The sequence below is a fragment of the Aurantimonas sp. HBX-1 genome (genome assembly GCF_021391535.1).
GTDB lineage: Bacteria > Pseudomonadota > Alphaproteobacteria > Rhizobiales > Rhizobiaceae > Aurantimonas.
On sequence record NZ_CP090066.1, the window covers coordinates 3,928,225 to 3,940,509 of the forward strand.

The following is a 12,285-nucleotide window of genomic DNA, read 5'->3' on the forward strand; positions in this document are numbered from 1 at the left end:
GCCTTCTACCTAGGAAGAGAACTCGTTTGAGGAGCCGCCCGATGGCCACGAAGAAAATCGATACCAACAATTTCAAGACCGACGTTCTGGAGAACGCCAAGCCGGTCGTCGTGGATTTCTGGGCGGAGTGGTGCGGCCCCTGCAAGATGATCGCGCCGGCGCTCGAGGAAATCTCCAACGAGATGCCGAACATTGAGGTCGCCAAGGTCAATATCGACGAGAACCCGGACATCGCGGCGAAGTTCGGCGTGCGGTCGATCCCGACGCTGATGCTGTTCAAGGACGGCAAGCCGGCCGCCATCCAGGTCGGCGCGCAGTCGAAGTCGAAGCTGGTCGACTGGATCAAGGGCGCTGCCTGAGCGCCTTGCGACCACGCAAGCGTTTCACGTGAATCAGAAAAGCCCGGGGCCGACGCTCCGGGCTTTTCTGTATCTGGCCGCGCGATGCCTCGGGCCGCGGGTATCAGCTTCCCAAATAGTCCTCGTCGCTGACCGGCTCGAGCCATTCGACGGTGTTGCCGTCCTCGGCTTCATGCATGGCGAGGTGGCTCACCATCGTGTCCGGTCCGGCGCCATGCCAGTGCTTCTCCCCCGGCGGGATCCACACCACGTCGCCGGCGCCGATCGTCTGGATGGGCCCGCCGCGAGTCTGGCAGCGGCCGGTGCCGGCGGTGACATAGAGCGTCTGGCCAAGCGGGTGGGTGTGCCAGGCGGTGCGGGCGCCCGGCTCGAAGGTCACCAGCGTGGCCCGCAGCCGCGACGGCCCGGGCGTCTCGACGATCGGGTCCTGCCAGACCGTGCCGGTGAAATAGCTGGCCGGCGCCCGTTTCGTCGGCACCGTCCCGCGGCGGGTGATCTGCATGGCTCGGCTCCTTCGCCTGGTTGATCGCTGTTACAGACTTCGGGGCGTGCGCCCTCAGGCCGGTGCGAGGCCGCTCTGCGCCAGCACCTCGCCGACCAGATAGAGCGATCCGCAGATCAGGAAGCGGGGGGTCGGCTCGCTCTGCCAGTTCGTCGAGACCAGCCGGATCGCTTCCTCGACGGACTCGCAGGGCTCGGCGTCGAGGCCCGCCTCGATCGCCGCATCGGCGAGATCGTCGGGGTCGATGCCGGCGTCGGAGGCGTTCACCGGCACGGTGAAGACATGCCGGGCGATGCCGCCGAAGGCGGCGAAGAAGCCCACCGGATCCTTGGTGTTGATCATCCCGACGATCAGGAACAGCGGCCGCTGAACACGGTCTTCCATATCGGCCAGCGTCTCGGCGATGGCAGCCCCGGCGCCCGGGTTGTGGCCCCCGTCGAGCCAGATCTCGGCGCCCGGCACGGCGGCGCGCCACAGCGGCCCGGCGGCGATCTGCTGCATGCGTCCCGGCCATTCGACATTCGCCATGCCGGCCTCGATCGCCGCATCGCTCGGCGAAAAGCCGGCGTGGCGGAGCGCCGCGATCGCCGTCGCGGCATTGGTCAGCTGGTGCCGGCCGGAAAGTCGCGGCATCGGCAGGTCGAGAAGGCCGGTGTCGTCCTGGTAGACGAGGCGGCCGTGCTCGGCGAAGGCGAAGAAATCCTGGCCGTAGGTGATCAGCGGGGCGCCGGCGCGGTCGGCCATCGAGGTCAGCACCTCGAGCGCCACGTCCTCGCTCTGCTGGCCGACGATCACCGGTACGCCGGGCTTGATGATCCCGCCCTTCTCGGCGGCGATCAGTTCGACGCGGTCGCCGAGATAGGACTGGTGGTCGAGCGAGATCGAGGTGATGACGCTCGCCGCCGGGCGGTCGATGACGTTGGTGGCGTCGAACCGGCCGCCAAGACCCACCTCGACGATGGCGACGTCCGCCGGCTGCTCGGAAAACAGGATGAAGGTCACCGCGGTCAGGATCTCGAAGACGGTGATCGGCTGGCCTGCATTCGCCGCCGCCGCGCGCCGCACCGCATCGGCCAGCATCGCATCGTCGACCAGCGCGCCCCGGCGGCCGGGGCGGCCGAGCCGGTAGCGCTCGTGCCAGTTGACGAGGTGCGGCGAGGTATGGACGTGGACGGCGCGCCCGTCCGCCTCGAGGATCGCCTGGCAGAAGGCGGTGACCGATCCCTTGCCGTTGGTGCCGGCGACGTGGATCACCGGCGGCAGCGCGTGCTGCGGCTCTCCGAGCGCGGCCAGCAGCCGGCGGATGCGCTCCAGCGACAGATCGAACCCCTTCGGATGCTTGTGCATCAGGGCCTCGATCTCGGCAGTGGCGAGAGAGGTCGTGGTCATTGCGGACAGTTACGCCAGCGTACCGGCGGATGCAAAACCCGGCTCAGGCGACGGGCTCGGCGTGTGAAGCGGCATCGGCGCCTTCGGCCGCCTGGCGCAGGCGGCCGGCGTCGGTGGCGAGCGGCGTGCGGGTCAGGAGACTGAGCAGCGTGGCGATCTTCGCCTTCAGCTCGTGGCGGTGCACGACCATGTCGACCATGCCGTGCGCCATCAGGTACTCGGCGCGCTGGAAGCCCTCGGGCAGCTTCTCCCGGATCGTCTGCTCGATGACCCGCGCGCCGGCAAAGCCGATCACCGCGCCCGGCTCGGCGATGTGGACGTCGCCCAGCATGGCGTAGGAGGCCGAGACGCCGCCGGCCGTCGGATTGGTGAGCACGACGATGTAGGGAAGTCCCGCCTCCTTCAGCATCTCGACTGCGACGGTGGTGCGCGGCAGCTGCATCAGCGACAGGATGCCCTCCTGCATGCGGGCGCCGCCCGAGGCGGCAAACAGCACCATCGGCCGCTTCTCGGCGATCGCCACCTCGAAGCTGCGCACGATCGCCTCGCCGGCGGCCATGCCGAGCGAGCCGCCCATGAAGGCGAAGTCCTGCACCGTCGCGACGATCGGCAGGCCGGCGATCGAGCCCTTCGCCGCCATCACCGCGTCGTCCATCTCGGCCTTGGCGCGATATTCCTTCAGCCGGTCGGTATAGCGCTTGGAGTCACGGAATTTCAGCGGGTCGACCGGGGCCTTCGGCAGGTCGATCAGATCGTAGGCGCCATCGTCGAAGAAGCTCGCCAGTCGGTCCTTGGCGCGAATGCGCATGTGGAAGCCGGACGAGGGAATGACCCACTGGTTGGCCTCGAGATCCTTGTGGAAGACCATCTCCCCGGTCTCCGGACACTTGATCCAGAGATTCTCCGGTACCTCGCGCGGCGCGAGCAGGCTCGAGATCTTCGGGCGGACGTAGTTGGTGATCCAGTTCACGGCGCGGGGCTCCGGCTCTTTGTCGTCAGGCGCAGATGGCGCGCTTTTCAGGCGTCCGCAAGGCGAGCGCTGCGGACACCGGCCGCAAGATCGCGGACAATCGCGGCGACTGCCTCGACCGTGCCGGGGCCGGCGCGCCCGTCGACCAGCGAGGCCTCGATGACGTCGACGATGGCCGAGCCGACCACGACGCCGTCCGCCGCCTTGCCAATCTCGCGGGCCTGGTCGGCGCTGCGGACGCCGAAACCGACGCAGACCGGCAGGTCGGTGTGCCGCTTGATGCGCTCGACGGCCGCCGAGACCTTGTTCGCGTCCGGCGCCGCGGTTCCCGTGATCCCGGTGATCGAGACGTAATAGACGAAGCCGGAGGTGTTCTTCAGCACCGCCGGCAGCCGCTTGTCGTCGGTGGTGGGCGTTGCCAGGCGGATGAAGTTGAGCCCCTTGCCGAGCGCCGGCAGGCAGAGCTCGTCGTCCATTTCGGGCGGCAGGTCAACGACGATCAGCCCGTCGACGCCCGCTTCCAGCGCCGCCTCGACGAAAGGCTCGACGCCATAGACGTAGATCGGGTTGAAATAGCCCATCAAGATGATCGGCGTCGTCGTGTCGCTCTCGCGGAAGGCGCGCACCAGCGACAGCGTCTTCCTGAGGCTCTCGCCAGCCTTGAGCGCGCGAAGGCCCGCCTTCTGGATCGCCTTGCCGTCGGCCATCGGGTCGGAGAACGGCATGCCGAGCTCGATGATGTCGGCCCCGGCCGCCGGCAGCGCCCTGACGATCGACAGCGCCGTCTCGTGGTCGGGATCGCCCGCCATGACGAAGGTGACGAGGGCGGGACGGCCCTCCTCTGCCAGAGCGCGAAAACGGTCTTCGATGCGTGTGGTCATGTCAGTCCTTGGTCGGCCGGACGGTTTCGGCGATCCAGTCGGCGGTAGCGGCGTCGACATGGTCGACGGCGAAGCCGAGGATCGCGGGCGTGTCGTAGGGATGGTTATGGCGGATCGCCGCGCAGCAATCGTCGAAGCGGGCGCCAAGCGTCTTGATCGTCAGCGGCCACTCGTCGTGGCGCTGCTTCTCGCCCTGCCAGAGATAGCGGCTGTCGACTTCCTTGCCGATGTTGACGCAGGCCGCCAGCCGCGCGTCGAGCAGGACATGCGACAGCTGGCGCGCGTCCTCGAGCGTCGGGCAGGTGACATGGATCTCGACGATGGCGGTCATGGTTCCCGTGATGCTCGCGGTCGGGGACGCGTCGCCATGGCTCCGGCGCCGACATCCGCCCCCGGCAATACAGGCCGATGGCGGACGGGTCAAAGCCCGTCGTTCAGGCGAAGAGCGCCCTGGCCAGCATGGCGGCCACCAGCGCGATCAGCACGCCGCCCATCCACTTGATCGTCGACAACTCACCCCGCAGCGCCTGCATCTCCAGGCGAACACCAGCCATTTCCCCTCTGACCTCGCCGCGCAGCGCCTGCATCTCGTGCTTCAGCTCGCCGCGAAGGTCGGCCATCTCCGTGCGCATCTTCTGATTGTCCTCGCACAGTTCGCCGAACTGCTTGCGGAAATCCTGGTCCGATGTCGCCATGCCCTCGGCCGCGCGGCGGGCTTTCGCCTCGTCGGCGCCAGCGCTCATCAGCGCGTCGTAGAGCTCGGAGATCATCATGTTCATGGCCCGACCCTAGCTCGGATCGGGCCATGCTGGAAGATATCGCCCACCAGGGCCGTCCGGCGGGCGCCCTCAGGTCAGGTCGACGCCGAGATGCTTGGCCGCCGTGAAGACGTCCTTGTCGCCGCGGCCGCAGAGATTCATGACGATGATCTTGTCGCGGCCCATGGTCGGCGCGCGCTTGATCACCTCGGCCAGCGCATGCGCCGGCTCCAGCGCCGGAATGATGCCCTCGACGCGGGTGAGCATCTGGAACGCATCCAGCGCCTCGGTGTCGAGGATCGGCACGTATTCGACGCGGCCGGTGTCCTTCAGCCAGGAGTGCTCGGGCCCGATGCCGGGATAGTCGAGACCGGCCGAGATCGAGTGGCCTTCCTTGATCTGGCCGTCCTCGTTCTGCAGCAGATAGGTGCGGTTGCCGTGCAGCACGCCGGGCGAGCCGGCGGTCAGCGAGGCGCAGTGCTCCTCCCCGTCGAGGCCCCGGCCGCCGGCTTCGACGCCGACCATCTCGACCTCCTTGTCGTCGAGGAACGGATGGAACAGGCCGATGGCGTTGGAGCCGCCGCCGACGGCGGCGACCAGCATGTCCGGCAGCCGGCCTTCGGCGGCCATGATCTGCTCGCGGGTCTCCTTGCCGATGACGCTCTGGAATTCCCGGACGAGTTCCGGATAGGGATGCGGGCCGGCGGCGGTGCCGATCAGATAGTAGGTCGAATCGACATTGGTGACCCAGTCGCGCAGCGCCTCGTTCATGGCGTCCTTCAGCGTGCCGTGGCCGGACGTGACGGGCACGACTTCGGCGCCGAGCAGCTTCATGCGGAAGACGTTCGGTGCCTGCCGCTCGACGTCCGTCGCGCCCATGTAGACGACGCAGGGAAAGCCGAAGCGCGCCGCGACCGTCGCGGAGGCCACGCCGTGCTGGCCGGCGCCGGTCTCGGCGATGATCCGGGTCTTGCCCATCTTCTTGGCGAGCAGGATCTGGCCGAGGCAGTTGTTGATCTTGTGCGAACCGGTGTGGTTCAGCTCGTCGCGCTTGAAATAGATCTTGGCGCCGCCGAGCTTCTCGGTCAGCCGTTCGGCGAAATAGAGCGGCGACGGACGGCCGGTGTAATGGGTGTTGAGATGGTCGAGCTCGGCCTTGAACGCCGGATCGACGCGCGCCTCGTTCCACGCCTGTTCCAGGTCGAGGATCAGCGGCATCAGCGTCTCGGCGACGAAGCGGCCGCCGAAGATGCCGAAACGGCCCTCCTCGTCGGGACCGGCGCGGAAGGAATTGGGCTGCAGCTGCTGGTTCACGAGGCTCGGGCCTTTCTGGTTGGGACGTCCTGTGCCAGACGATCCAATGCGTCGAAGAAGGAATGGATGCGGGCGGGATCCTTGACCCCCGGGGCGCTCTCGACGCCGGAGGAGACGTCGATCCCCGCCGGCCGGGCGATCCGCACGGCATCGGCGACGTTGCCGGCATCGATGCCACCGGAAAGCATATAGCGCAAATCCGGGTCAAGCGCGGCCAGCAGCGTCCAGTCGAAGGAAACGCCGTTGCCGCCGGGCAGGACCGAGCCCTTCGGGCGGCGGGAATCTAGCAGCAGGCGGTCGGCAACGCCCTCGAAAGGAGCGATCGCGCCGAGATCGTCGGCGGTCGCCACCGGCAGCGCCTTCATCACCTTGAGCCCGCTCCGCGCCTTGATGTCGCGCACCCGGCCAGGGGTCTCCGCGCCATGCAGTTGCAGCCAGTCCGGCCGGACCTCGGCCGCAAAACGGTCAACCAGCGCGTCGTCGGGGTCGACGGTGACGATCACCGTCTCGGCGCGACCGTCGACCAGGCGCACGAGTTCGGCCATCGCCGCGAGGTCGAGGTGGCGCGGGCTCTTTTCGAAATACACGAAGCCGACATGGCTTGCGCCGCGCGCCAGCGCCGCGTTCACCGTCTCGGGCGTGGAAAGACCGCAGATCTTGATGTCCATGCACCGGAGTTAATATCAGCCGCCGCGTTTGTCGATGCGCGTAAGGGCGCGGGACGCCGAGGCGCCGGCGATCAGCGCGGCGTGAAATCGATCGCGTGGAGCTGCGCGCCGTGGCGCTTCAGCCAGTCGCGGCCGAAATCCATGTCGGGGCAGAGCTCGCGGCAGAGCGACCAGAAGCCGGAGCCGTGATTCATCTCGCGGAAATGCGCCACCTCGTGGGCGGCGAGATAGTCGAGCACGGCGGGCGGCGCCATGACGATCCGCCAGGAGAAGGCGAGCCGCCGGTCGGCGGTGCAGGAGCCCCAGCGGCTGCGCGTGTCCTTCAGCGTGATGGCGCGCGGCTGCAGGCCCACCGTGGCGGCATGGCGCGTCACCGCCGCCTCGAGGTCGCCTCGTGCCTCGCGCTTCAGCGCGTCGGCGACCCGCCGGGCGAAATGCCGCGCATCGCCGCCGACCAGCAGGCGGTTCCCCGTCTCGTTCGTTTCGAAGCGGCTGGTCCGCTGTTCCGGCCGATGGACCAGCACGACGTCCTCGCCCCGCAGCTTCAGGATCGCCCCGTCGGCGACGGCGACGGCTGCCGGGATGCGGGCCAGGCGGCCTTCAACCCAGCCGCGGTGCCGTTCGAGGAACTCGTTGATGGTGCGCGCCGAGGCCGACCGCGGCGCCGTCACCACGACGCCGGCGCCGCCCGGCGCAAGGCGCAGGATCATCCGCCGGGCGCGCGGGTTGCGGCGCACGGTGACCGGAAGCGGGCCACCGGCCAGGTCGAGGCGGTCGGGCAGGGTGACCTCGGGAGCGGTCCGGCGCAGGAGAAACTTCATCGGCGGGATCGAGGCGGCCAACAGGTGGGATGGAGCCGACACAGGCGCCGGCAGGCGAATCGCATTCTACACCAGGCCGCGACGAAAAATGGCGGCGTCCCGAAGGACGCCGCCATCTGCTGTTCGTAATGCGGGACCGACGGCCCTGTCAGGCAGGCTGGCCGTCGACGACCGGGCCGTCGTCGCGACGGTTGCGGCGCTCGGCCATGAAGCGGTCGAACTCCTCCTGGTCCTTGGCCCGGCGCAGTTCGCGGGCATAGGAGGCGAACTCGGCCTCGGCGTCATGCAGACGGCGGCGCTCGGCGTCGAGACGGGCGAGTTCCTTCTCGCGCCATTCGTCGAAGGCGACGTTGCCGGTCTGGGCCGCGAAGGGCTGGCCGAAACCGGTGCGGCGCATCGAGCACATCACGCGGTCCGTGGACCGCCCGACGTCCTGCCGGAACGTCTCGAGGCGGTCGCCCCAAAGAATATAAGCCAGCATGGCAAGACCAAGCGGCCAGAAGATCATGAAACCGCCGATCATCAGGGCGATGGTTGCGGGGGTCCAGGCGGGACGAATCAAGGCTTGCGAAGTCATCGCAGTCACGTTCCTTCTCGAAAATGGCCGCGATGCGCGAGCACCGCGGGAGTTAGTACTCCTCTACACCAATCCGAGATGGTGAGTGCGAAACGCACGTTCAATCACCACCGGCGAAAAATCGGCAAGGCCGCCGCGAAACGCGCCGGCGATCAGCCCCCCGCCGCCGGGGCCGAAGCCGCCCCGCCGGCCCAGTCCGGGATCTCGCCCATGGTCACGCCGAACAGCGTCGTCAGCAGCAGGTAGCCGAGGCTGGAGATGACGATGAGGGCGGCGAGGTTATGCCAGGCGCCGATCCTCGCCATGGTCGGGATCGACATCTTGCCCGAGGCGAAGACGATGGCGTTGGGCGGCGTCGCGACCGGCAGCATGAACGCCATCGAGGCCGCCAGCGCCGCCGGCACCGCCAGCATCAGCGGGTTCTCGCCCAGCGTCAGCGACAGGGCCGCGACCAGCGGCAGGAAGGTCGCCGCCGTCGCCGTGTTCGAGGTGAACTCGGTCAGGAGCAGGATGACCAGCGTCACCAGCGCCACGAGGCCGATCAGCGGCAGATAGCTCGCCGTCGAGCCCAGCGCCTCGCCAATCCACTGGTCGAGACCGGTGCCGGCCACCGCGCTGGCAAGGCTCAGCCCGCCGCCGAACAGCAGCAGGATGCCCCAGGGCAGCTGCGATGCCGTCCGCCAGTCGAGCACCGCCTCGCCGGGCCTGCGGCCGGAGGGCAGCAGGAACAGGACGACCGCCGCCGCGATGGCGATGCTGCTGTCGTTGAGGTTCGGCAGGATCGACTGGAGCGAGGTGCGGAACACCCAGAGGAAGGCCGTCACGACGAAGACGATGCCGACCAGGATCTCGGCGCGCGACCATTTGCCGAGACCGGTCAGTTCCGCGCCGATCAGGGTCCGGGCGCCGTCGATCTCGCCGGTCGGCAGGCGCACCACGAAGCGCGTCAGCAGCAGCCAGGAGATCAGCAGCATCACGATGGCCACCGGCAGGCCGATCAGCATCCAGCGGCCGAAACCGAGGTCGTAGCCGTAGGCCTGGTTGAGGCTGCCGGCGAGCAGCGCGTTGGGGGGCGTGCCGATCAGTGTGGCGACGCCGCCGATCGAGGCCGCGTAGGCGACCCCGAGGAGCAGCGCGATCGAGAACTTGCTGTCGCTGCGACTGTCCGGGTCGAGAAGCTCGGCCACCGACAGGGCGATGGGCAGCATCATCACGGTGGTGGCGGTGTTCGAGACCCACATCGAGCAGAACGCCGTGGCGATCATGAAACCGCCGACGACGTTGTGCTGGCGCGAGCCCGTCCAGGACACGATGTTGAGCGCCACCCGCCGGTGCAGGCCCCAGCGCTCCATGGCCTTGGCGAGGATGAACCCGCCCATGAACAGGAAGATCACCGGGTCGGCGTAGGGCGTCGCGGCCTCGCCCATCGAACGGGCGCCCAGAAACGGAAACAGCGCCAGCGGCAGCAGCGCGGTCACCGGCACCGGCACCGCCTCGGTGATCCACCAGACGATCATCAGCGCGGCGACGGCGACCACGGCCCAGGCTTCCGGCGTGAGCCCCTCGGGCGCGGGCAGGATCAGCAGCAGGCAGAACACGGCGATGCCGACGATCGCCGGCAGGAGCCGCAGCGAACCGGAATCCTCGGCCTCCGGCGGGGTCTTCGAACGATTGCCGCGTCCTGCCGGCCGGTTCCTGTTCCGCTTGCTCACCGCTGCCATTCTCTACCCCTCACATGCGTTGCCGGCGGGTGTAGGCGAAAAGCCCGGCTGCGCCAACGCTTTGGCCGAACATGGCGCCGGCCTGTCATCCGCCTGACGCAGGCTCGCGCTATCGGTGGCGTTCCTGCCACGCCCGAAAGCCGGGTCTGCCCCGCGATGCCCGTCCGCCCGCACACACCCCGATCGAACCCCCGTCCGCGCCGGACAAGCGCCCCACCGACCGGCCTTGACGCCCGGAGGTCGCTGCGATGATGATGACCCGATCGGCCGGGACGCGCCTGCGTGACCCGGCCCACGCTTCCCGGGGAGGTCCGGCATGGCATCTTCAATCATCCCGACGATGCGCTACCGGGACGCCAGGACGATGATCGCCTGGCTCTGCGACACGTTCGGCTTCCAGCGCCATGCCGTCCACGAAGGCGAGGACGGCGGAATCGTGCATGCCGAGCTCGTCCTCGGCGATGGCATGGTCATGCTGGGCGACGCGCGCGACGACGCCTTCGGGGCCCTGCAGGCGCCGCCCACCGGCAACGGGCCGGTGACGCAGAGCCCCTACGTGGTCGTCGAGGACATCGAGCAGCTCTACGCGGCGGCCCGCGCCGCCGGCGCCACCATCGTCATGGACCTTCGCGACCAGAGCTACGGATCGCGCGAATTCTCCTGCCGCGATCCGGAAGGCCAGCTGTGGAACTTCGGCACCTACGATCCCTGGAAGGCCGGCGAGTGACCGGGGCCTGAGGCCGCACGGAGACGCCGGCACCATGGACTGGTCGCAGGCGATCGACGGCTATTGCGAGCGCACCAGCGCCGCCTTCTGGGCCGAGCCGGTCAATGCCGTCACCAATCTCGCCTTCCTCGTCGCCGCGATGGTCGGCTTCCGCCTCTGGCAGCGCGCCGGCGGGCGCGATGCGGCGAGCCTCTCCCTGGTGGTGCTGGTCGCCGTGATCGGTGTGGGGTCGTTCCTCTTCCACAGCTTCGCCAATCGCTGGTCGAGCCTTGCCGACGTCGTGCCGATCGCGGTGTTCATCTATGCGTATTTCGGGCTCGCGCTTGTGCGCTTCGTCGGTCTGCGGCGGCCGTTCTCGGCGCTGGCGACGCTGGCCTTCCTCGGCGCGTCGTTCATCGCGGAACCGCTGCTCGCGCCGCTCGCCGGCTCGTCGTCCGGATACGTGCCGGCGCTGCTGGCGCTTATCGGCATCGGCGGCGGCCTCACCCTGGCCGGACAGGCGCAGGGCCGGCTGGTGCTCATGGCCGGCGGGGTCTTCGCGGTGTCGCTGGGGTTCCGGATGGCGGACCAGCCGCTCTGCGACGCCTGGCCGCTCGGCACGCATTTCGCCTGGCACATCCTGAATGCCACGACGCTCGGCCTGCTGCTGGTCGCGGCGATCGACGGAGCGCCCCGGCGTCCCGCCCGAGGCCGGTCCGACCCGGGCGCGGCATAAAAAAAGGCCGGACGCCTCCCCCGAAGCATCCGGCCTTGGCGGTCCCCCGCCTTGGTAACTCTTCGAGCGTCGCGTCGCGGCGCCCGTAACTTCGCGTCAGCGGGCGGCGAGCCGCTCCGAACCCTGGCGAACCACGACCTTGGCGTCCATCGGGACGCGCTCGTAGAGATCGATGATGTCCTGGTTCATCAGGCGGATGCAGCCCGACGAGGCCGCGGTGCCGATGGTCCACCATTCCGGCGTGCCATGCAGGCGGAACAGCGTGTCCTTTCCGCCTTGGTGGAGATAGAGCGCGCGCGCGCCGAGCGGGTTCTGCAGGCCGGGATCCATGCCCTCGCGATACGGCTCGAGCTCCGGCTTGCGGTCGATCATCTCGGCCGGCGGAAACCATTTCGGCCAATGCTGCTTGTTGCGGATGTTGGCCTCGCCCGCCCAGGAGAAGCCGGACTTGCCGACGCCGATGCCGTAGCGCATCGCCATGCCGTCCGGCTCGACGACGTAGAGGAAGCGGTTCGGCGTATCGACCACGACGGTGCCCGGCGCGTGCTCGCGCCCTTCCTCGAAGGAGACGCGCTGGCGCAGATACTGCGGATCGATCTTCTGGGTGGGGATCGGCGGCAGCGTGTAGCCGTCATCGACGAGGCCGCCGTAGCCGAGCGCCGAAGCGGCGGCCAGGCTGCCACCGTTCTGCAGGCCGTCCGGCCCCGTATAGGCAGCGGATATGCTCGCCGGCTGCAGCGATGCCCGCTCGGAACTCGCGCAACCCGCCATGGTGGCGAGGGACGCGGCAGCGACGCCGACGAGGAGGAACGACTTGATCTTCATCACGATGCCAATTTCGGTGCGATGGGTGGGCCCTTACCAGACGACGATGCCTTCAAGG

Annotated in this window: 15 protein-coding genes; 3 read left to right on the forward strand and 12 right to left on the reverse strand. The window is 68.7% G+C overall.

The genetic code is table 11. From position 1 onward, the window contains the following. Positions 1 to 41: 41 nt before the first annotated feature. Entirely contained in the window at positions 42 to 359 is a 318-nt protein-coding gene (gene trxA, locus LXB15_RS18610; RefSeq protein WP_233949854.1) for a thioredoxin, read from the forward strand. A 103-nt stretch (positions 360 to 462) separates the two neighbouring features. Here trxA and LXB15_RS18615 read toward each other — a convergent pair whose 3' ends face one another. From LXB15_RS18615 to LXB15_RS18665, 11 genes are all read right to left on the reverse strand, one after another. Further along, positions 463 to 861 carry a cupin domain-containing protein gene (locus LXB15_RS18615; protein ID WP_233949855.1) on the reverse strand — a complete coding sequence of 133 codons (399 nt, stop codon included), beginning with the start codon at positions 859 to 861 and terminating at the stop codon, positions 463 to 465. A gap of 54 nt (positions 862 to 915) precedes the next feature. Continuing rightward, complete coding sequence (locus LXB15_RS18620; protein WP_233949856.1) at positions 916 to 2,250, reverse strand: folylpolyglutamate synthase/dihydrofolate synthase family protein; 1,335 nt, start codon at positions 2,248 to 2,250, stop codon at positions 916 to 918. Positions 2,251 to 2,293: 43 nt separating this feature from the next. Next, the gene (accD, locus tag LXB15_RS18625) at positions 2,294 to 3,220 is read right to left on the reverse strand and encodes an acetyl-CoA carboxylase, carboxyltransferase subunit beta (RefSeq protein WP_233949857.1); all 927 of its coding nucleotides are present in this window, start codon (positions 3,218 to 3,220) and stop codon (positions 2,294 to 2,296) included. Between the two features lie 47 nt (positions 3,221 to 3,267). Then, the gene (gene trpA / locus LXB15_RS18630; protein ID WP_233949858.1) at positions 3,268 to 4,101 is read right to left on the reverse strand and encodes a tryptophan synthase subunit alpha; all 834 of its coding nucleotides are present in this window, start codon (positions 4,099 to 4,101) and stop codon (positions 3,268 to 3,270) included. 1 nt (position 4,102) lies between these two features. Next, entirely contained in the window at positions 4,103 to 4,432 is a 330-nt protein-coding gene (cutA, locus tag LXB15_RS18635) for a divalent-cation tolerance protein CutA (protein WP_233949859.1), read from the reverse strand. Positions 4,433 to 4,535: 103 nt separating this feature from the next. After that, entirely contained in the window at positions 4,536 to 4,880 is a 345-nt protein-coding gene (locus tag LXB15_RS18640) for a hypothetical protein (RefSeq protein ID WP_233949860.1), read from the reverse strand. A 69-nt stretch (positions 4,881 to 4,949) separates the two neighbouring features. After that, entirely contained in the window at positions 4,950 to 6,173 is a 1,224-nt protein-coding gene (trpB, locus tag LXB15_RS18645; RefSeq protein WP_233949861.1) for a tryptophan synthase subunit beta, read from the reverse strand. After that, on the reverse strand, positions 6,170 to 6,841 hold the full coding sequence (locus LXB15_RS18650) for a phosphoribosylanthranilate isomerase (RefSeq protein ID WP_233949862.1): 672 nt from the start codon (positions 6,839 to 6,841) through the stop codon (positions 6,170 to 6,172). Before LXB15_RS18650 ends, trpB begins: the two co-directional genes overlap by 4 nt. A gap of 71 nt (positions 6,842 to 6,912) precedes the next feature. Continuing rightward, positions 6,913 to 7,662, reverse strand: a complete 750-nt coding sequence (locus LXB15_RS18655) for a M48 family metallopeptidase (protein WP_233949863.1) — start codon at positions 7,660 to 7,662, stop codon at positions 6,913 to 6,915. A 148-nt stretch (positions 7,663 to 7,810) separates the two neighbouring features. Next, complete coding sequence (locus LXB15_RS18660) at positions 7,811 to 8,239, reverse strand: DUF2852 domain-containing protein (RefSeq protein ID WP_233949864.1); 429 nt, start codon at positions 8,237 to 8,239, stop codon at positions 7,811 to 7,813. A 152-nt stretch (positions 8,240 to 8,391) separates the two neighbouring features. Next, positions 8,392 to 9,960, reverse strand: coding sequence for a DASS family sodium-coupled anion symporter (locus tag LXB15_RS18665; protein ID WP_233949865.1), 1,569 nt, complete (start codon positions 9,958 to 9,960; stop codon positions 8,392 to 8,394). A 316-nt stretch (positions 9,961 to 10,276) separates the two neighbouring features. On the opposite strand from LXB15_RS18665, the gene LXB15_RS18670 reads away from it, so the two are divergent. Then, positions 10,277 to 10,687 (forward strand): VOC family protein, encoded by a 411-nt coding sequence (locus LXB15_RS18670; protein ID WP_233949866.1) that lies wholly within the window; start codon positions 10,277 to 10,279, stop codon positions 10,685 to 10,687. 34 nt (positions 10,688 to 10,721) lie between these two features. Beyond that, positions 10,722 to 11,402, forward strand: coding sequence for a ceramidase domain-containing protein (locus LXB15_RS18675; protein ID WP_233949867.1), 681 nt, complete (start codon positions 10,722 to 10,724; stop codon positions 11,400 to 11,402). A 96-nt stretch (positions 11,403 to 11,498) separates the two neighbouring features. On the opposite strand, the gene LXB15_RS18680 is transcribed toward LXB15_RS18675, so the two are convergent. Next, complete coding sequence (locus LXB15_RS18680; RefSeq protein WP_233953246.1) at positions 11,499 to 12,227, reverse strand: L,D-transpeptidase; 729 nt, start codon at positions 12,225 to 12,227, stop codon at positions 11,499 to 11,501. Positions 12,228 to 12,285: the final 58 nt, after the last annotated feature.